Here is an 18,274-nt window from a genome sequence, read left to right as displayed (position 1 = left end):
AGCGCCTATAGCGACATTGCTGCCAGCCACCCAAATGCAATTAGCGGTACGTTGTAATGCAAAAAGGTAGGCACCACGCTGTCCCACATATGATCATGCTGGCCGTCCACATTTAACCCAGACGTGGGCCCCAGCGTAGAATCAGACGCTGGCGAGCCAGCGTCGCCCAGTGCGGCTGCAGTACCTACTAGCACTACCGTTGCCATCGGCGAGAAGCCAAACTGTACCGCTAATGGAACAAAAATCGCCGCGATAATAGGAATGGTCGAAAACGATGAGCCAATTCCTAGGGTAATAAACAAGCCCACTAGCAGCATCACGAGCGCCGCCAAACCGCGATTATCACCAAACAGTTCAAACGCACCTGCCACTAGCGAGTCAATGGCCCCTGTCGCCTTCATGACTTCTGCAAAACCAGCTGCTGAAATCATAATAAAGCCGATCAACGCCATCATGCGCATACCGCTGGTAAAGAGATCATCCGCTTCACGCCACTTAAAAATACCGCCCAGCGACAGCAAGCCAATCCCCACTAGCCCACCCACAATCATAGAACCGGTATAAAGCTGCAGCCCTAGTGCGGCTACAATCGCCACACCCGACATCACAAGCCCAAATGTATGAGGCTTTGCAGGCGTGTGGCCTTGGTGGGCATTCGTCGCCACAAGGTCTTTACTGGTGTATTCGCGCTGTCCACGGTAGCTAAAAAAAAGTGCTACGAGTAAGCCAATCGCCATGCCACCTACCGGAATAGCCATTGCCATGGGCACCATGCCCCGGGTAATTTCCAAGCCTAGCGACTCGCCAGCGCTATTTAAATTCGCCAGCAGAATATCATTTAGAAAGATCGCGCCGAATCCTACTGGTAGTAGCATATAGGGGGCAGTTAAACCAAAGGTGAGCGCACAAGCCACGGCGCGCCGATCAAGCTGAAGGCGATTCATCACCACTAATAGCGGTGGTATCAGTACGGGGATAAACGCAATATGCACAGGAATGGCATTTTGCGATGAAATAGCCACCAAGAGCACAGCAACAAGCAAAAACACTTTTACTCGCGCTTGATGTGCTGCGGTGGCTTCTTTCCCCAGCATCGTAATTAGCCGATTTGCCAGCATATCGGGAAGCCCCGAACGGGAAATAGCCACCGCAAAGGCTCCAAGGGTGGCATAAGCAAGGGCGACTTGCGCGCCTCCACCAACACCATCATTGAAAGCACTAAGCGTTTCATCCAGTGATAAACCGCCAACTAATCCCCCTACTAACGCACCAACAACAAGCGCAAATACCACGGATACCCGAGCAAGCGAAAGTGCCACCATGACTAGCACAGCAAGAATTACCGCGTTCATGAAAATTCCCAGTAAGATAAGTGAGTGAGCTTACAAAAGCTGGGGATTCTATCAGATCAGTGGTTTCTCGGTAGCGGTAATCACTATAGAAATAGCAACAATCACAATGTCTAACGTCGCACGTGTCGCTTCTGACACCAGGGGACTAGCTGGTTAATCTGCTTTGTTAAGAAGCGTTAGGCAATCAATGGCAATCACGCGCTCCTCATCCGTTGGTATCACCCAAACACCGACGCCACTGTCCGCTGCAGAAATACAAATAGCATTATGATGATTCGCCTGTTCATCAAGCTGCATGTCAAGCCACTCACACTGCGCCACAATACGCGCACGCACAGCGGCGGCACGTTCGCCAATCCCCGCCGTAAACACTAATTGGTCAAGCCCACCAAGCGCCCCGGCTAAGCTGGCAATTTCCCGCGCGGCTCGATAGCAATAAAGCTCAACAGCTTCTGCAGCCTCGGGAGCATCACTTGCAAGTAACTCGCGCATATCACTACTGATACCTGAAACACCCAACAGGCCTGATTGCTTATATAAGAGTGACGACACTTCCTCGACACTCATTTTTTCCTGACCAATTAAGTGCAGCACCAACCCAGGATCCAACGTCCCGGAACGTGTGCCCATCGGCAGACCATCAAGTGCGGTAAAGCCCATAGTTGAAGCGATACTGACGCCATCACGGATAGCGCAAAGACTGGCACCATTACCCAAGTGCGCAACGATCACACGCGAACGCGGTGCATTTTTAGGCAAAACATTCGGCAAAGTGCGCTGAATATAATCATAGGAAAGGCCATGGAAGCCGTAGCGAATTAGCCCCTTGGCGGTAAGCTCACGCGGCAGCGCAAATTGCCGAGCCACCCAAGGTTGGCGAGCATGAAACGCAGTATCGAAACATGCGATCTGTGGCACATCGGGTACTTGTTCCATTAATAGCTTAATAGGGGCAAGACCATGGGGCTGATGCAACGGCGCTAGGCTTGAAAACTTCTCCAACTCAGCCAAATCATTAGCGCTTAACCTAACCGCTTCGTGGTAGGTTTGGCCACCATGAACAACGCGATGCCCTATAGCAATCAGCGTGCCTTTATCGTCACGTTGGTCAAGCCACACCATAAGTTTTGTAATGGCTTCTTCATGATTCGTTGCTGGCGTTAGTCCCATCGCCTGCAGCGCTTGCAGCTCATAGTGATGCGGTTGTTGTCCGACCTTTTTATGTACCAACGACACACGGCACTGAGACGTAGCCAAACCCGAAAAATGACCACTGTAGCTAAGCGTCAACGCTTCTTTGGGTGTGCCAGTAGCGTCTTCATCCATCGCATAATAAGCAGTTCCAACATGATAAAGGGCAAACTTAACGCTAGAAGAGCCGCTATTTAGCACCAATATTTCTTGCATTATTAAGCTCCTGAAGTCCTACCAAGCATGCCACAACGACGCTGATGATCAGCCAGCAGTAACGCTAACGCACTGGACGCCATACGCGTCAACGCGTCGTCTGCACGGCTTGTTAGCATAATCGGCACTCTAGCACCGACAACAACGCCTGCGCCCGTTGCGTCCGCTAAGTGGGTAAGCTGCTTCATTAACATATTGGCTGCTTCAAGATCTGGCGCTAAGAGAATATCGGCACGCCCAGCGACTGGCGAAACGATACCTTTAGTTCTTGCCGCTGCTTCTGAAACGGCATTATCAAACGCTAGCGGACCATCTAAGGTGCCACCGGTTATCTGACCACGCTCTGCCATCTTACACAGTGCCGCCGCATCAATCGTGGAGGTGATTTTAGGATTAACGGTCTCGACAGCAGAAAGAATCGCCACAAGAGGATTGTCATTACCCAGCGCATGAGCCAACTCAATGGCGTTTTGAACAATATCGCGCTTTTCCGCCAACTTAGGATAAATATTGATCGCCGCATCGGTGATTAACAGCGGTCTTGGGTAAGTTGGTACATCAAAGGCCATCACATGACTCAGACACCGTTCGGTGCGCAACCCCGTGTCACGCTTAAGTACTTCACGTAAAAGCTCATCAGTGTGCAGTGCGCCTTTCATCAACGCACCTACGCGCCCCTGGCGGGCTAATGCTACTGCCTGCTCGGCTGCGGCGTGGCTATGGGGTACATCCACCAGCTCAAAGGCGCTGATATCAACCTGAGCTTTTTCAGCCGCAAGCTGTATTTTCCCTTTGGGCCCAACCAGTACGGGAATGATTAACCCTTGTGCCGCTGACTCAACCGCTCCGCAAATGGCGCTTTGATCCACTGGGTGAACGACTGCGGTGGGCATCGGTTCTGGACGATCAGCAGCCGTTAAGATTTCATGTAGCCTGCCACGCTCGGTTAAGCGTACTTTTGGCAGCAGCGCGCGAGGACGACTAATTTTTTTAACCGGCGCTAAGACACTAGCTTCTCCTTCGATGACCGTATCGCCTCGTTGATTTTCACAGCGGCAGGCGAAGGTAATTCGGTGACGCTGGTCGTCTTTTTCAGTAGCCCGCACGGATACCCGTAGTACATCGCCGAGCCTTACTGGCGCCTTAAACTTCAGCGTCTGGCCAAGATAGACCGTACCCGGCCCAGGCAGCTGGGTACCCAATACGGTAGAGATCAACGCCCCACCCCACATACCGTGGGCAATCACTTCCTGAAAACGGCTGCTTTTGGCGAAGTCGCTATCGACATGTGACGGATTAACATCCCCTGACATCACAGCAAATAACTTGATGTCCTCCATGGTCAGGCGTTTTTCCAAATGGGCTTCATCACCAACGCTTATTTCGTCATAAGTGCGGTTTTCAATTAGATCATTTACGTCATTGACCGACATCGAGTTACTCCTTTTGAACGCTTCCTTAAGCTAGGCCGTTTGCTTAGCCCACCATATGTTAAAAACGAAGGTGATGGCCTGCATCAACGTAGTGAGTCAACCCCGTCAGTGAAGCGCCAGCGTCAGAGGCTAAATAAACCACTGCATTGCCAACATCTTGCACGCTAGCAAGCCGGCGTAGTGGCGAGCGCATTTCGCCATCATGAGCTAGTTCATCAAACGCTTTAAGCCCAGACGCTGCCCGTGTACGAATAGCACCTGGCGATACTGCATGCACACGGATGCCCTGGGGGCCAAGCTCAGCGGCCATATAGCGCGTGGCAGATTCAAGCGCGGCTTTTACGGGGCCCATTAAGTTGTAGTTATCAACCACCTTTTCGGCCCCGTAGTAGGTCATGTTGAACAGGCTCCCTCCCTCTTTCATCAACGGTTCGGCATGCTTAGCCATGCGAATAAAGGAGTGGCAGGAAATATCCATAGCGAGTAAAAACCCCTCTTTTGAGCAGTCCACTACCCGTCCATGCAAGTCGTCAAGGGGCGCATAGGCAATCGAGTGAACAACAAAATCTAGTCGGCCCCAGCGCTCTCTGGCCCGTTCAAACAGGGCCTCAAGCTGATCATCATGCTGCACATCACACAGTATTAATTCCGGCTCCCCCATATCAACTGCCAGTGGTGTCACGAACTTTTCAGCACGGGGAGAAGCGTAAGTGACTAGGCATTCAGCACCAGCATGATGCAGCGCCTGGGCACAGCCGAACGCAATACTGTCTTGATTGGCAACACCCGCGACAATACCGACCTTGCCTTGCATGGAAAAAGGATTTGACACCGTTGGCCTCCTAAGAAGTTGATAATAAGAAAATCAAGCCATCGTTAATGTCGTAAAAGGCTTTATTGAATAACGCTTGCTTTCAGGTCTTAACGAGAAGAGTCACTAATAAACGTGGAGCCTTTGTGACACAGGCCTACGACTTTAGTAAAAGCACCCTTGCTGCTGTGCAACATACTACCTAGTATGCCGCCCTCAACTTATTACCGACACTGCTAATTTAACGATACGTCTTTTTTAGCTGCGTTTCTCAGTGACGTTTTCTAACTGCGTGTCTTGTCGTTTAACCCTGTGGCTAACCACATCATTTGTAACCATATCTTGGGAGCCTGTATGGGCATGCTAGCGATTATTATTTCTTTACTGCTACTGATGTTTTTCGCCTACCGCGGCATCTCTGTACTGCTGTTAGCGCCACTTATGGCCTCTCTTGCAGTGCTGTTATCCGGCGATGTGGCATTTCTACTACCGGTCTATACCGATACATTCATGAAGGCACTGGGAAATTACGTCATTCAGTTCTTTCCGTTATTTCTATTAGGAGCGCTGTTTGGCCAATTAATGGCTGACTCGGGAGCAGCGCAGTCAATCTCAAATGGCATTGTTAATCGGCTCGGCACCCATCACGTGGTACTGACCGTCGTTATTGCCTGTGCAGTGCTGACCTATGGCGGCGTATCTCTCTTTGTCGTTGCCTTCGCGATTTATCCCATCAGCCGTGAGTTATTTCGCCAAGCGAATGTGCCAAAGCGCTTAATACCCGCCTCTATTGCGCTGGGATCATTCACGTTTACTATGACTGCCTTACCCGGCACACCTTCTATCCAAAATGCCATTCCTATCCCTTACTTTGGTACCAACAGCTTCGCAGCGCCGGGATTAGGGGTGATTGCGGGGCTGATTATGCTAGGTTTGGGCATTCTCTATCTGCAATCACGCGTTAAAAAAGCGGCAGCGTGTGGCGAAGGCTATGGCACCCATACAGAGCGGGAAGCAACTGACACAACGGATACAACGGATACAACTGACACAACTGACACAACTGACACAACTGACACAACTACAGCTGACACCGCGACTAACTCAGCACCTACCATGCCACTGGCTATTGCATTGATTCCACTGGTCATGGTGATTGGTCTTAACGCCCTGTTTACTTACGGCATCTTTCCAGCGATGGACCTTAGCTTTATCAGCGACAACTTCGAGAACGTGACGCCCAGCAGGCAAACCGGGCTCTGGGCTGTATTAATTGCCCTGCTCAGCGCTTCTGCTTGGTTGATTATTACTCGCTGGCGTTACTGGCAGGATTTGAAAGCCACGGTTAACCAGGGGTGCTTAGGCTCGCTTCTGCCAATTTTCAATACTGCTTCTGAAGTTGGGTATGGAGCGGTTATTGCAACTCTGGCAGGCTTCGCCATTATTCGCGATGACGTGCTGAATGTTTCCCCAGGAAATCCGTTAATATCCGAAGCCATGGCTATGAGTGTGCTCGCTGGGATTACGGGCTCTTCATCAGGCGGCCTTTCCATTGCGTTGCAAACACTTGGCAGCGAATACCTCGCGATGGCGGAGCAAGCGGGAATTAGTCCAGAGCTCATGCACCGGGTAGCAACACTCGCCGCGGGCGGTATGGATACGCTGCCTCACTCTGGCGCAGTGATTACACTTTTGGCTATTTGCGGCTTAACCCACCGCCAGTCTTACGGTAATTTGGCAATGGTAACGATTTTGCTGCCTATTGCCGCACTCGTTAGCGTCATCACTCTAGGCACGCTGTTTGGCAGCTTCTAAAAAAACGCACCACATGCGATAGTTAAGTAATGAGTTAAGCATTTATTAGCCTGAACAATAACGAGACCTTATATGGCTATCGCACGACAAAACGCCTTACTTCTGATACTGCTGGCAAGCTTGGTTATTTCCACGGCCATGGGGCTTCGCCATGGCTTTGGGCTTTTCCTTGAACCGATGAGCAGCGACTTCGGCTGGGGTCGGGGTGTATTTGCCTTTGCGCTCGCGCTTCAGAACCTTGTATGGGGCCTGTCGCAACCATTCACCGGCGCACTGGCCGACCGTTTTGGAGCGGCCAAAATTATTGTGGTTGGGGCCGTTTTGTATGTCGCTGGACTGTGCTTTATGAGCCTTTCCACCAGCGCGCTTGGCATGACGTTAAGCGCTGGGTTACTGATTGGGCTGGGCCTTTCTGGAACAACATTTTCAGTGATTTTGGGAGCAGTCGGTCGTGCGGTAGCGCCTGAAAAACGTAGCATGGCGATGGGTATTGTGAGTGCTGCTGGCTCTTTTGGTCAGTTTGCGATGCTACCCGGTACATTAGGACTAATTGAATGGCTTGGCTGGTCAGCGGCATTACTGGCCATGGGGGTTATTGCCGCGCTGATGGTTCCCCTGGGGGCAATGCTCAAAGACCGCCCAAGCCCTAACGCGCTGGGCGACTTAAGCCTACGCGATGCGCTCAACGAAGCGGCGGGGCAAAAAGGCTTTTGGCTGTTGTGCCTAGGTTTTTTCGTGTGCGGCTTTCAAGTAGTCTTTATCGCGGTTCATCTGCCTGGGTACCTATTTGATAATGGGCTGGCCATTCAAGTGGGTACCACAGTGTTAGCCTTAGTGGGGTTGTTTAATATCCTGGGCACCTACACAGCGGGGTGGATGGGGGGAATTTGGTCGAAGCCACGCCTGCTCAGCTGGTTATATCTGATTCGTGGCGTGGTCATTGCTGTGTTTATTATGCTGCCGCTGTCAGCTACCAGCGCCTATATATTTGGTATCGCCATGGGCCTACTGTGGCTTTCAACTGTTCCTTTAACCAATGGCATTGTGGCATCAGTATTTGGTGTTCGCCATTTATCTATGCTGGGCGGTATTGTGTTCTTATTTCACCAGCTAGGCTCTTTTATGGGCGTCTGGCTCGGCGGCTATCTCTATGATATCACTGGCCATTATGACACTGTCTGGAAAATTGCCATTGTACTTTCACTGGTCGCCGCTGGTTTGCACTGGTTTATCAGCGAGAAACCGTTGGCACGCAACGCAACGGCTCCCCAGGTGGCCTCATGAAGCCACTGTCAACATTGGCCGTATTTGTGGTAATAACAGCTCTCTTGCTGGGTGGAACTGCTCTCGCTTGGTGGGGCTGGCATTCGCTGGATAGCTCACTACTACTGTTTGGCAGCCGACTGTGCTGAAACGTTCAAAACCCTGAGCTGCATCACGCTGATATCTCTTTTTTACTTTATACTTTCCGCTTAAAGGCACGTTCACTAGATGCCAATCCGCGCATAATAATCACGTAAACGCCCCGGTGAAAATAAACGCTCAATGAATATCGTTACGTCGCTTGCACATCAGCTTAAAGATAGCCTCAGAGACCTATTACCTGTTGTACTGGTCATGGGCTTTTTCCAAATTGTCGTCATACGCCAACCACTACCTGATTCACTCGCTCTGTTAGATTTAGTGCTTGGACTCGTGTTCGTTGTCATGGGGCTAACATTATTTATTAAAGGGCTGGAGCTAGGGCTTTTCCCGCTAGGCGAAAATTTAGCACGTGCATTTGTGCAAAAAGGATCTGTTGCTTGGCTGCTGCTATTTGCCTTTGCCCTTGGCTTTGGCTCAACCGTCGCTGAACCGGCGCTTATAGCTGTTGCTGCTCGCGCAGGTGAAGTGGTATCAGAAAGTGGGTTAATTGCGAATACCAGCGAAGCTCAGACTTCTTTTGCTTTTACCCTACGCATGGTAGTGGCCGTTTCAGTAGGTACCGCCGTGGTTGTCGGTGTATTAAGAATTTTCAAAGGCTGGCCGCTACATATGATGATTATTGGCGGCTATATCATTGTCTTATTACTAACACTTGTGGCACCTAGTGAGTTGATTGGTATTGCCTATGATTCCGGCGGCGTTACCACATCAACTATTACTGTTCCGCTCGTCACGGCGCTAGGAGTAGGCTTAGCCTCGACTATAAAAGGACGAAATCCAATGCTTGATGGCTTCGGGCTTATTGCATTTGCATCCGTCATGCCCATCATTTTTGTATTACTGTTCGGCATATTTGGTCTTAATGTAGTCGCTGGGAGCTCATGATGAACTTAATCACTATTTTCTGGGACACCTTGCGCGATATTTTGCCCATTGCAGCTATTATTTTTGGTTTTCAGTTCATCGTGATCCGCAAACGCGTTAAACATTTATCTCAGGTATTGATTGGCTTTTTCATGGTTTGGGTCGGGCTGTCGCTGTTTCTTGTGGGGCTTGAACAAGCGCTATTCCCTATGGGGGAATTAATGGCCACCCAATTAACCAATTATGACTTTTTACCCACCGTTGCAGAGGGTGCTCAGCGGCACTGGAGCGACTATTATTGGGTTTATATATTCGCTTTTGCGATTGGTGCGAGCACTACTATTGCAGAACCATCGCTGATTGCGGTATCCATTAAAGCTGGCGAAATTTCAGGCGGTACTATAAACCCATTTATGCTGCGGCTAGCAGTGGCGTTGGGCATGGCTTTTGGTATTACCCTTGGCGCATGGCGCATTGTGATGGGTTGGCCACTCCAATGGTTTGTTTTTGCAGCGTACTGTTTAGTCATCCTTCAAACCCTGCGCTCACCAAAATCCATTATTCCTCTTGCCTTTGACTCCGGTGGTGTTACTACTTCGACGATTACGGTACCCATAATCGCTGCATTAGGTTTGGGGCTGGCGTCATCGATACCTGGGCGCAGTGCATTAATGGATGGTTTTGGCATGATTGCGCTCGCTTGTTTATTCCCCATTATTACAGTAATGGGATATGCACAAATTGCTCAGTGGAAAGATAAACGCAAGCAAACCACAGACAACCTCTCTTACAGCAAAGCTCCGTCGTCTATTAAAGGAGATAAGAATGCGCTTTAAACTGATTGTAGCGTTAGTTGAGGATGAACTAAGCGACGATATCCTTCAGGCTGCTCGCGATGCTGGTGCTACTGGCGCAACGGTAATCAACAACGCACGGGGCGAAGGTCTTAAAAAAGCACGGGGCATTTTTGGTATGGAAATTACCGCCCAACGTGACGTGTTGCTTTTTTTAGCAGAAGAACATATCAGCCGACATATTCTCCAAGCCATCGCTAACGTGGGTGAGTTCGACGAAACCTCTGGTACAGGCATTGCGTTTCAGCTCGATGTAGAAGATGCCCTAGGTGTCAAACATCAAATTAAATCTCTTTCAGAAACGCTAAACCAGCCTCTGGGCTAAGGAGTTTAAGATGTCGAACATCAAGCCAACGACGGCTGAGCGCACTGTCCGCGATGTCATGCACTCTGACTATGTAATAACAGATGGATTCCTAACGGTTGCAGATGGCATTACATTAATGCGCCAGCACAGGGCTAGCGTCATCATTATCAATAGGAGAACTGAGCATGACGAGTTAGGCATTGTTTTACCTTCTGATATCGCCAAGAAAGTACTTGCGCCTAACCGCCCGGCAGAACGCATCAATCTCTATGAAATTATGAGCAAACCTGTTGTTAGCGTCCGTCCGGAAATGAACGTTCGCTACTGCGCACGGCTTTTTGATCAATTTGGTTTATCCCTAGCGCCCGTTGTAGATGCGAACCAGGAAGTATTAGGTATCGTGGATTACCATAAAATGGTCTTGGGTTGGATGGCTAGTCATTAAGATGACCAATCTTGCGATGTCGCCATAGGCGCATAAGTACACCATGCCTAGGTGAAAACAACAGTGCTAGAAAAAAGCAACCCGTCGCGACTAAGACAATCGTGCCACCGGAAGCTACATCTAGTGCATAGGAAAGCCAGAGCCCAACCACAGCCGAGCCAACGCCCACTGCTACAGAAATTAACAGCATTGTTTTAAAACGATCGGTTAACAGATGGGCAGTGGCTCCTGGGGTAATCAGCATCGCCACCACCAGGATGATACCAACGGTTTCCAAGCTAGCCACAATAGTCAGCGTTAGTAATAGGATCAGCCCGTAATGGATGATACCTGTATTAAAACCAAGCGCCTGTGCCTGGGTTGGATCAAATGCATAAAGCATTAACGGTCTGAAAGCGAGCCAAACGACTAATAAAGCAACAAGGCTGGCAGCCAAGGTAAGTAATAATGCCGACTGCTGAACACCCAGCACATTGCCAAACAAGATGTGCATTAAATGGGTACTGGAGGCAATTTTACTGATCAGTACAATGCCAAGCGCAAAGGCTCCGGTAAACATAATGCCCATGGCCGCATCTGACTTGATTCGCGTATGGCGTTCAATTGCGCCTATCCCTAACGAGGTCAGCGCGCCGGTGACGAAAGCACCGATAAAAAAAGGCAGCCCGACCAAATAAGCGATGGCGACACCAGGCAGCACCGCATGGGAAATCGCATCACCCAGCAGCGACCAACGCTTCAGCACCACATAACAGGAGAGCATGCCGCAGATAGCGCCCACCATCATCGATGTCAGCAATGCTCGCTGCATAAAGGCATACTGAAACGCATCGGAAATACTGCCTGGCAGAAGGTTAACGGGCACCATTAGCGCTGCAATTAACCCACTAACCACGGCGCTACTTATCGTATCTAACAGTTGTAACATCTCAATTGTGCCCATTACTTATGCGCTAGCGCAGAATCTTTAGCGCGCTGCGTACGATCGTTTGCCGACTGCTCGATGGAACTGACAGCTAGCTCGGCTAGCTTGGTATCACTTAGCATCTCTTCAGGCGATCCTTCGCCACGAATAAAGCGGTTGATGAGCACAACATGATCCACATAACGGCGTGCCCCAGGCATATCGTGGGTAACCATTACGATTGTCCTGCCTGCTTCTCGCTCGCGTTTTAATACATCTAGAATGAGCTGCTCACTGGGTGGATCAACGCCCGCTAAAGGTTCGTCCAACAACAGAATATTAGCTTCTTGAGCTAGTGCTCTAGCGAGCAAAACCCGCTTCTTTTGGCCGCCAGAGAGGGCCCCAATCGGTCGTTCCGCCAGTGCCAACATATCAACATCGGTTAACGCTTTCTGAACAGCTTGGTGATGGCGGGCGGCCTGCCAGCGCGCAGGTAACAGTTGCCTCCATAAAGGATCACGGCGCATGTGGCCATAACGCGCGCTCATTACGGTGTCCCGAACCGAAATAGGAAAATCCCACTCGATCGCTTCACGCTGAGCCATATACGCAATACTGCCCGCCTTGCGATGATGTTCAATCGCCTCGCCAAACGCTTTTATATGCCCGCGAAGCGGCTTCATGCTACCCGTTAAAATATGAAATAACGTCGACTTACCCGCCCCGTTAGGGCCAACGATAGCTGTCCATTGGCCAGCAGGAAACGCCAAGTGAATATTCTCTAAAACGGGCTGCCGTTGATAGGCTGCATAAAGCCCCTTCACCTCAATCGCGGCGATTGCACCTGAAACGGACGTGGTCATATAAACTTACTCAGTTGCCAAGTAACGACGCAGTAATTCCACGTTATGGCGTTGCATTGAAAAGTAATCGGCAGCTTCACCGTCAGGCTCGCTTAACGAATCAACGTAAAGTGGTCCAGCCACGGGCAGGCCCGTATCACGCGCAATACTGGTTACATGCCGATCTGAAATAGTGCTTTCCCAAAAAAGCGCTGCGGGCTGGCGTTCATTAATCATATCAATGACCCGCATCAACTGGCGAGGAGAGCCTTCCGTTTCTGAGTTGGTTCCCCAGATACCATCGTGTTCAAAATGGTAAGCGTCCGAAAAATAGAGAAACGCCGCTTCGCTTGAAAGCAGAACCCGACGATCTTCAGGAATAACTTCCAGCGCTTCCTGCAATTCAACATGTAGCTCATGGAGTTGGTTTTTCAACTCAGCGGCACGCTGCTGAATAGCATCCGCTTTTTGCGGCAAGCTATCTTCTAGTACGTTGGCAATCGCCTGCACGTAGGCGCCAGCCGCACGAGGATCCATCCACAAGTGTGGGTCGATATCGCCTTCCATCTCACCTGTAACGATAGATTGAGTGGGGTACTCCGATGCCTCAGCAACCGCTACGATGGGAACATCTTCAGTGACCGTAGCCTCCACTTGGCGCATCCACTGCTCTAGCTGGTAGCCGTTATAGAACACCACGTCGGCATCTTCCAACGCAGCAAAGTTATCGGGTGTTAGCTCCCATTCATGTACTTCAGCATTCACAGGAGTAAGCACAGTTACGCTGGCGTCTTCACCCGCCACGCCTTTAACCAAATCACCCAGCACCGAAAATGTCACGGCTATGTTAATAGGTGCCTGATTCAGTTCTTCCGCCTGTGCAGAGGATATCGAGCCTGAAAAGATCACTGAGGCGCTTAACATTACCCAACCGTACTGCGTGCTCCCAAGCTGCTTAGTCATTAGTTACTTCTCCTGTGCTAGGATCCCAACACGTACAACTGTAGCTTAATAAAAAAGCTTTGTGCAAACAGTTTAGCCTTGGCTAACAATTATCTGAAAAAATGCGCTACCATCACCAATTAACGTTTCCACTAACCTTGATAAACTTTGCCAATGAGTGAATACCAACAGCAGCACTCTTCAACTGACTTGCCGTCTGACTCTCCTGCTAGCTCTTCCACTGCGCAGGGGCAAAGTGGAGATGCACTTCCTCCCGTGGAGCAGCATGCACAGCAGTATGAAACCGTACGCAATGCTCACGAAACCGAGTTAATTGAAGACTATGTCGAGTTAATCGGCGATTTATTACGTCACCGTGGGGAAGCTCGCGCTGCAGATATCGCAAATCGAATGGCAGTGAGCCAGGCCACCGTTTCTAAAATGATTCGCCGCCTGAACGAGCTAGGCTTGGTGACAAGCAAGCCCTATCGCTCGCTTTTCCTTACCGAGGAAGGGCAAAAAATGGCCGAAATTTCCCGGGCACGCCACGATGTTGTGTTGCATTTTTTGCGAGCTTTGGGAGTAGATGACAGCACGGCCCGCATTGATGCCGAAGGCATGGAACACCATGTTAGCGATACAACGCTGTCCATCATGAAGCGCTTTACTGAACAGCAGCAAAAATAGCCAAAAATAGTTATTTATCAGCATTTTACAACATAAATTTATAACAGAGCCTTATAATAAAACTTTCTATTAGTACTGTTTATTGACACTTTCTAAGTATAGTTATTCATTATCGCTTACTCATTACGCGTGCGGGCATACCCACACGCCTTACTACCATCAATGTCCATGTTAGGGCATACAATGTTCAGCATTACTATTTTCGTTGACTGGCTATCTTGATAGCGGAGCACTCCATGGATGACGTCACCAGTCAGTTTATTATTGACAACCAAACTAGCCTTCATCTAGCCATTGCCCTGCTATTGGGCGCTATTATTGGTTTAGAGCGCGGATGGGATGCCAGGAAACAAGCCAGCGGAGAACGAATTGCCGGTATTCGCACCTTTGCCCTGATTGGCCTGCTAGGGGGCGTGGCTGCCCTGCTGGCAAAAGAAGTTACCGAGTGGGCCTTTCCAGTCCTGCTCATTAGCGTAGTGGCTATGGCTCTGGTGGCATTTAATGAAAGGCTCACCCATATACGTAATTTCAGTATCACTGGCACCATCGGCATCGTGCTCACCTTCTGCTATGGCGCTATTGCCGTTGCCATAGACCCAGCCATCGCCACCGCTGCCGCGGTAGTAACAGCACTACTGTTAGATAACAAGCAGGAGATACATGGGCTAATCGATAAGCTGCAAGAACACGAGTTAGATGCAGCTTTAAAGCTGCTGGTTATCTCAGTCGTGATGCTGCCCTTGCTGCCGAATGAAGACTTAGGTCCTGGCGGCGTTCTCAACCCGCAAGAAATTTGGTGGATGGTTGTACTGATCGCCTCGGTTTCCTTTGTAGGCTACTTCGCCATTCGGCTGGCAGGTACTAGCAAAGGCATTCTGTTTACCAGCCTGTTTGCGGGACTCAGCTCCTCTACCGCTTTAACACTGCACTATGCTAGGCAATCCAAGCTCTCGCCAGACGTAAGCCCACAGTTTGCTAGTGGCATTCTCATTGCTTGCGGCACTATGTTCCCACGCATTCTGATCTACTGTGCCTTGATTAACCCTGCGCTATTACCCAGGCTGGTATGGCCTATTGTGGTGATGACCCTGTTACTGTACATACCTGCCTTTTTCATCTGGAAGCGATACGCGAAGCGCCTAAACGTAGGTCGACCGGAACTTACCCAAAATCCTTTAGATTTAAAACCCGCGCTGCTGTTTGGCCTATTATTGGTGGCTATCCTTCTGTTGGGGGAGTTCCTGCAGGCATGGCTAGGTGATTTGGGCATTTACGTGCTGGCAGCCACCTCCGGAATAGCCGATGTAGATGCTATCACCCTGTCACTAACTCGGATGTCTCAGGACTCGCTAGCCCTGCAAACAGCCGTCATCGGCATTGTCATCGCAGCAGCCACCAACAACTTAGTAAAATCGGCTATCGCTGGTGCCATTGGCTGCAAAGAATTGGGTATACAGGTGGCGGGGCCTATGCTGTTGTCATTAGCGGCTGGGTTAACAGTCGCATGGCTTCAATAGATCAGATTAACGTGGTGGGCAATAAAACGCTTTCAACAACTCGTTTTCAGACACGCGTTTTCAAGTACTCGCTTTCAAGTACTCGCTCCTTTAAGACGGTACTTAAAGACGTCTTGAGGCAAGGGCGTGGTCGAACTCTTCGCGGTAGGCCATGCGATGCGATGCAGGATCTTCCGGCAGGCGGCCAAGCGCCACTGCCAACTCAAAGAACCCCGGCCCGGGCAGGTCGCCCCGCCGACTGATCACTAGAGCTGCCATCATTGGGCGTTCGGCGGCAATATCCTCGCGCATCATAATTTCCAGCGCTTCCGTGACCTGCCGTATGGTACCAGGCGGCGTTAACTGCATGGCTGCCGCGGCGTCTCGATAGGTAGTAGGCACGGCGTTATCAGGCAGCGACTGCAGCCATGCACGCAAACGAAGCACCAACGAGGTTTGATGTGTCACTGGAGTGCTCCTTTTGCTTGATGATTCGTTTTGCTTGATTATTGAGCTGTACTGCCGCTTAGCAGGTTAACTGAACCAAGGGCCGGGGCGTATGGAGTGCGCTGCCGCGTCATGCATCTGCCTATTAACTGGCCGTCTATTAACTAGCTATTCATTACCTGCCACCTTGGTAGGCATGCCAAGACGACCGATACCAGGCAGCTTGATAGCAGGACGCATAAAATCAATGCCCGCGCTCAGCCCCAACAGATTAATTTCCAATCCCTCTTCCAGCGCAAACATAATGCCCATCACCCCACCAAGTGAAAGCTGATAGCCAGAGCCGCTGGGCACTGTGGCAGCAACACCATTAAACAAATAATCTTTACCAACCGCAGTGGTTGGCAATGCAACGTCTAAGCCTTCGACCTCTCTTATGACCCAGGCAATAAAGCTATTACTGTTAGGGCCAGGCCATACCCGATAAAGGTCGGCTTGGGGATAGCGCGCCACGGCTTCGGCAATCATTGGTATCAAGCGTGCAGCTTCTTCACCACGGTAGTCTGCCAGTAGTTCTGGAGGATTACCAAACCACGCCCGGTCAGGGGTATCGATTGACGAAACCACGGTTGGCCGACGCCAGCTCAATACCTGGTGCAGCCGATAGTCCGCCGCCCCTTCTGCTTTTGTTGCAATCCAGATATGGACACCAAATGCTCCGCGCCAGTTATAAGCACGCGCGGCATAAACCTGAACAACGGCCTCTTGCACGCTCTCAGGGTCAGGCGCTAAACCCGCTGAAGAACGATCAAGGGTTGACCAGTGACCATCAGTGTCTACTTGATTGCTCGCCAATAGCCAGGCAGGCCCCGCAAGCAGTAGCGCTAATAACGCGACCAGGCCAAACAGCCAGCGCAGTATAGGTTTCATAGGGTTATCCAGAGCAAAAGTATCTGAATACCTGAATTAACGAGAATGCGCAAACAAAGGCACAACAACCAATGGTGCTGGTAAGAGGGTAATAATAGGGCAAATACAAGAAAAAATAGAACGGCGGGGAAAAACCAAAGCAGAAATGTCGTTTCCACTTCAATCTGACATAACCAGAACGAAAAAACAGCCACTTACATCAGGAATTCCACCGCAAAATGACATAATTTTTCCACTTTAAGATGACATAAAGTAAAACGATCGTTTGCTCTGGTAGCAAAATAACGTCATAAAAAAACATCCTTATAAACAGCTCTTGGCCGCAGCACATGATCAAAACTGCTGAGCATTCCGCTAAAATGGACACCTTACAACTTACGTTGAATTCAGCTATGAAAAGCTCACAAGAGAAGCTGGTTATATGGCTGATCTGGCCACCATACCATGTCTATATTCTCTTCATACTTCGACATAGACCCATCCAGTGCCGATACCTAAAAACATAGTTCGCAAGCACAACCAACTATGGGATACAGACTACACTTCAACCAGAAACAGTCGCTCCGTGCTGTTATCCATCTCCGCTTCTTGTGGAGTTTCATAACCACTACTTGATGAGGCAACTTATGCCAGAACCACCAATCTCGCCTCTTAAAGCTGGGAATAATAAGCGTGAAATACGGACAGCAGAGTTCTGGCGGTTCATCACAGCCCAAGCGATGCGTAAAGAGTCTGAGCGTTTACAAAGTATCCAGGAGGGCCTCTCACCAACGTTATTGCTAACAGTGCAAGAGACCTTTCAGCTACAGGATAAGCAGGTTAAGGCATTGTTCAATGTGTCCGTCTCGGCTGTTCACCGCCGCAGACGTGAAGGAAAAAATCTAAACTCAGTGACATCAGAACGTCTTGATAGGGTTGCGACCGTAAATCACCTCGCGATGGTGGTATTCGAGGACAAGCTGGCCACGATCAACTGGATGTCTAGTTCGAACGAAGCGCTGGGAGGACAGGCACCTGTCATGCTCTGTGGTACTGATATCGAGGCCAAACAGGTTCGGCGTCTACTCCTCGCTATGGAGTGTGGCGGTGTGGCGTGAAGGTAGGTATTCATTATTACCCCGGCTGATGCACTAAGAGCAAACCAACTCATCTTCAGAAATAGCCTTCACCTAGCACCACAAAAAACCCTCCAAGAAATCTTGGAGGGTTTAGAACTATTGCTGCCTTGCGGCGGTGTGTATCATTACCGTTGCTGGCTTCCAGTCCTAATATCAGCTGCCTATTCGGCGGTTCACTCCGCTTCTGCAATCGCT

General features: G+C 50.1%; 19 protein-coding genes. 10 read left to right on the top strand and 9 right to left on the bottom strand.

From position 1 onward, the window contains the following. Positions 1 to 5 precede the first annotated feature (5 nt). The 4 genes from CR46_RS0110785 to fabI all read right to left on the bottom strand — a co-directional run bounded on the left by CR46_RS0110785 (position 6) and on the right by fabI (position 5,024). Positions 6 to 1,352 carry a Na+/H+ antiporter family protein gene (locus CR46_RS0110785; protein WP_030072726.1) on the bottom strand — a complete coding sequence of 449 codons (1,347 nt, stop codon included), beginning with the start codon at positions 1,350 to 1,352 and terminating at the stop codon, positions 6 to 8. Positions 1,353 to 1,505: 153 nt separating this feature from the next. After that, positions 1,506 to 2,759 (bottom strand): acetate/propionate family kinase, encoded by a 1,254-nt coding sequence (locus CR46_RS0110780; RefSeq protein ID WP_035536540.1) that lies wholly within the window; start codon positions 2,757 to 2,759, stop codon positions 1,506 to 1,508. A 2-nt stretch (positions 2,760 to 2,761) separates the two neighbouring features. Next, positions 2,762 to 4,192: a bifunctional enoyl-CoA hydratase/phosphate acetyltransferase gene (locus CR46_RS0110775; RefSeq protein ID WP_030072722.1), complete on the bottom strand. Its 1,431-nt coding sequence runs from the start codon at positions 4,190 to 4,192 to the stop codon at positions 2,762 to 2,764. A 58-nt stretch (positions 4,193 to 4,250) separates the two neighbouring features. Beyond that, positions 4,251 to 5,024, bottom strand: coding sequence for an enoyl-ACP reductase FabI (gene fabI / locus CR46_RS0110770; RefSeq protein ID WP_084180447.1), 774 nt, complete (start codon positions 5,022 to 5,024; stop codon positions 4,251 to 4,253). A 333-nt stretch (positions 5,025 to 5,357) separates the two neighbouring features. On the opposite strand from fabI, the gene CR46_RS0110765 reads away from it, so the two are divergent. The 7 genes from CR46_RS0110765 to CR46_RS0110740 all read left to right on the top strand — a co-directional run bounded on the left by CR46_RS0110765 (position 5,358) and on the right by CR46_RS0110740 (position 10,713). After that, the gene (locus CR46_RS0110765) at positions 5,358 to 6,818 is read left to right on the top strand and encodes a GntP family permease (protein ID WP_030072718.1); all 1,461 of its coding nucleotides are present in this window, start codon (positions 5,358 to 5,360) and stop codon (positions 6,816 to 6,818) included. 72 nt (positions 6,819 to 6,890) lie between these two features. Next, positions 6,891 to 8,102 (top strand): MFS transporter, encoded by a 1,212-nt coding sequence (locus CR46_RS0110760; RefSeq protein ID WP_030072715.1) that lies wholly within the window; start codon positions 6,891 to 6,893, stop codon positions 8,100 to 8,102. Continuing rightward, positions 8,099 to 8,230 carry a hypothetical protein gene (locus CR46_RS18635; RefSeq protein WP_264018190.1) on the top strand — a complete coding sequence of 44 codons (132 nt, stop codon included), beginning with the start codon at positions 8,099 to 8,101 and terminating at the stop codon, positions 8,228 to 8,230. The genes CR46_RS0110760 and CR46_RS18635 overlap by 4 nt, the downstream gene beginning before the upstream one ends. Before the next feature lie 133 nt (positions 8,231 to 8,363). Next, complete coding sequence (locus tag CR46_RS0110755; protein WP_030072713.1) at positions 8,364 to 9,128, top strand: DUF1538 domain-containing protein; 765 nt, start codon at positions 8,364 to 8,366, stop codon at positions 9,126 to 9,128. Continuing rightward, positions 9,128 to 9,943, top strand: a complete 816-nt coding sequence (gene umpB / locus CR46_RS0110750) for a Na,Li,K/H(+) antiporter subunit UmpB (RefSeq protein ID WP_030072711.1) — start codon at positions 9,128 to 9,130, stop codon at positions 9,941 to 9,943. Before CR46_RS0110755 ends, umpB begins: the two co-directional genes overlap by 1 nt. Beyond that, the gene (locus tag CR46_RS0110745) at positions 9,933 to 10,286 is read left to right on the top strand and encodes a P-II family nitrogen regulator (protein ID WP_030072709.1); all 354 of its coding nucleotides are present in this window, start codon (positions 9,933 to 9,935) and stop codon (positions 10,284 to 10,286) included. Before umpB ends, CR46_RS0110745 begins: the two co-directional genes overlap by 11 nt. 10 nt (positions 10,287 to 10,296) lie before the next feature. Beyond that, complete coding sequence (locus tag CR46_RS0110740) at positions 10,297 to 10,713, top strand: CBS domain-containing protein (protein ID WP_051690165.1); 417 nt, start codon at positions 10,297 to 10,299, stop codon at positions 10,711 to 10,713. Here the strand turns inward: CR46_RS0110740 and CR46_RS0110735 are convergent. The 3 genes from CR46_RS0110735 to CR46_RS0110725 are packed head-to-tail and all read right to left on the bottom strand — an operon-like array spanning position 10,703 to position 13,422. Then, positions 10,703 to 11,641, bottom strand: a complete 939-nt coding sequence (locus CR46_RS0110735; protein WP_035536605.1) for a metal ABC transporter permease — start codon at positions 11,639 to 11,641, stop codon at positions 10,703 to 10,705. The two genes, CR46_RS0110740 and CR46_RS0110735, sit on opposite strands and share 11 nt — an antisense overlap. 14 nt (positions 11,642 to 11,655) lie before the next feature. Beyond that, on the bottom strand, positions 11,656 to 12,480 hold the full coding sequence (locus CR46_RS0110730; RefSeq protein WP_035536538.1) for a metal ABC transporter ATP-binding protein: 825 nt from the start codon (positions 12,478 to 12,480) through the stop codon (positions 11,656 to 11,658). Between the two features lie 6 nt (positions 12,481 to 12,486). After that, positions 12,487 to 13,422, bottom strand: coding sequence for a metal ABC transporter substrate-binding protein (locus tag CR46_RS0110725; protein ID WP_030072701.1), 936 nt, complete (start codon positions 13,420 to 13,422; stop codon positions 12,487 to 12,489). A gap of 153 nt (positions 13,423 to 13,575) precedes the next feature. On the opposite strand from CR46_RS0110725, the gene mntR reads away from it, so the two are divergent. Continuing rightward, complete coding sequence (gene mntR, locus CR46_RS0110720; RefSeq protein WP_051690164.1) at positions 13,576 to 14,088, top strand: manganese-binding transcriptional regulator MntR; 513 nt, start codon at positions 13,576 to 13,578, stop codon at positions 14,086 to 14,088. A gap of 236 nt (positions 14,089 to 14,324) precedes the next feature. Next, positions 14,325 to 15,605 (top strand): MgtC/SapB family protein, encoded by a 1,281-nt coding sequence (locus CR46_RS0110715; protein WP_030072698.1) that lies wholly within the window; start codon positions 14,325 to 14,327, stop codon positions 15,603 to 15,605. Between the two features lie 102 nt (positions 15,606 to 15,707). Here CR46_RS0110715 and CR46_RS0110710 read toward each other — a convergent pair whose 3' ends face one another. After that, positions 15,708 to 16,052 (bottom strand): hypothetical protein, encoded by a 345-nt coding sequence (locus tag CR46_RS0110710; protein WP_030072696.1) that lies wholly within the window; start codon positions 16,050 to 16,052, stop codon positions 15,708 to 15,710. A gap of 147 nt (positions 16,053 to 16,199) precedes the next feature. After that, on the bottom strand, positions 16,200 to 16,961 hold the full coding sequence (locus tag CR46_RS0110705; protein WP_030072694.1) for a DUF3750 domain-containing protein: 762 nt from the start codon (positions 16,959 to 16,961) through the stop codon (positions 16,200 to 16,202). A 626-nt stretch (positions 16,962 to 17,587) separates the two neighbouring features. Here CR46_RS0110705 and CR46_RS0110700 point away from each other — a divergent pair. Further along, complete coding sequence (locus CR46_RS0110700) at positions 17,588 to 18,058, top strand: antitoxin Xre/MbcA/ParS toxin-binding domain-containing protein (protein WP_030072692.1); 471 nt, start codon at positions 17,588 to 17,590, stop codon at positions 18,056 to 18,058. Positions 18,059 to 18,274: the final 216 nt, after the last annotated feature.

The sequence above is a fragment of the Vreelandella neptunia genome, from assembly GCF_000712975.1.
Taxonomy (GTDB): domain Bacteria; phylum Pseudomonadota; class Gammaproteobacteria; order Pseudomonadales; family Halomonadaceae; genus Vreelandella; species Vreelandella qaidamensis.
This window is presented reverse-complemented; position numbering and strand designations above follow the sequence as displayed.

Excerpts from the sequence above, each read along its gene's own strand:
- CR46_RS0110785 (WP_030072726.1), bottom strand. The coding sequence starts at position 1,352 with ATGAACGCGGTAATTCTTGCTGTGCTAGTCATGGTGGCACTTTCGCTT.
- CR46_RS0110780 (WP_035536540.1), bottom strand. The coding sequence starts at position 2,759 with ATGCAAGAAATATTGGTGCTAAATAGCGGCTCTTCTAGCGTTAAGTTT.
- CR46_RS0110775 (WP_030072722.1), bottom strand. The coding sequence starts at position 4,192 with ATGTCGGTCAATGACGTAAATGATCTAATTGAAAACCGCACTTATGAC.
- CR46_RS0110765 (WP_030072718.1), top strand. The coding sequence starts at position 5,358 with ATGGGCATGCTAGCGATTATTATTTCTTTACTGCTACTGATGTTTTTC.
- CR46_RS0110760 (WP_030072715.1), top strand. The coding sequence starts at position 6,891 with ATGGCTATCGCACGACAAAACGCCTTACTTCTGATACTGCTGGCAAGC.
- CR46_RS18635 (WP_264018190.1), top strand. The coding sequence starts at position 8,099 with ATGAAGCCACTGTCAACATTGGCCGTATTTGTGGTAATAACAGCTCTC.
- CR46_RS0110755 (WP_030072713.1), top strand. The coding sequence starts at position 8,364 with ATGAATATCGTTACGTCGCTTGCACATCAGCTTAAAGATAGCCTCAGA.
- umpB (WP_030072711.1), top strand. The coding sequence starts at position 9,128 with ATGAACTTAATCACTATTTTCTGGGACACCTTGCGCGATATTTTGCCC.
- CR46_RS0110745 (WP_030072709.1), top strand. The coding sequence starts at position 9,933 with ATGCGCTTTAAACTGATTGTAGCGTTAGTTGAGGATGAACTAAGCGAC.
- CR46_RS0110740 (WP_051690165.1), top strand. The coding sequence starts at position 10,297 with ATGTCGAACATCAAGCCAACGACGGCTGAGCGCACTGTCCGCGATGTC.
- CR46_RS0110735 (WP_035536605.1), bottom strand. The coding sequence starts at position 11,641 with ATGTTACAACTGTTAGATACGATAAGTAGCGCCGTGGTTAGTGGGTTA.
- CR46_RS0110730 (WP_035536538.1), bottom strand. The coding sequence starts at position 12,480 with ATGACCACGTCCGTTTCAGGTGCAATCGCCGCGATTGAGGTGAAGGGG.
- CR46_RS0110725 (WP_030072701.1), bottom strand. The coding sequence starts at position 13,422 with ATGACTAAGCAGCTTGGGAGCACGCAGTACGGTTGGGTAATGTTAAGC.
- mntR (WP_051690164.1), top strand. The coding sequence starts at position 13,576 with ATGAGTGAATACCAACAGCAGCACTCTTCAACTGACTTGCCGTCTGAC.
- CR46_RS0110715 (WP_030072698.1), top strand. The coding sequence starts at position 14,325 with ATGGATGACGTCACCAGTCAGTTTATTATTGACAACCAAACTAGCCTT.
- CR46_RS0110705 (WP_030072694.1), bottom strand. The coding sequence starts at position 16,961 with ATGAAACCTATACTGCGCTGGCTGTTTGGCCTGGTCGCGTTATTAGCG.
- CR46_RS0110700 (WP_030072692.1), top strand. The coding sequence starts at position 17,588 with ATGCCAGAACCACCAATCTCGCCTCTTAAAGCTGGGAATAATAAGCGT.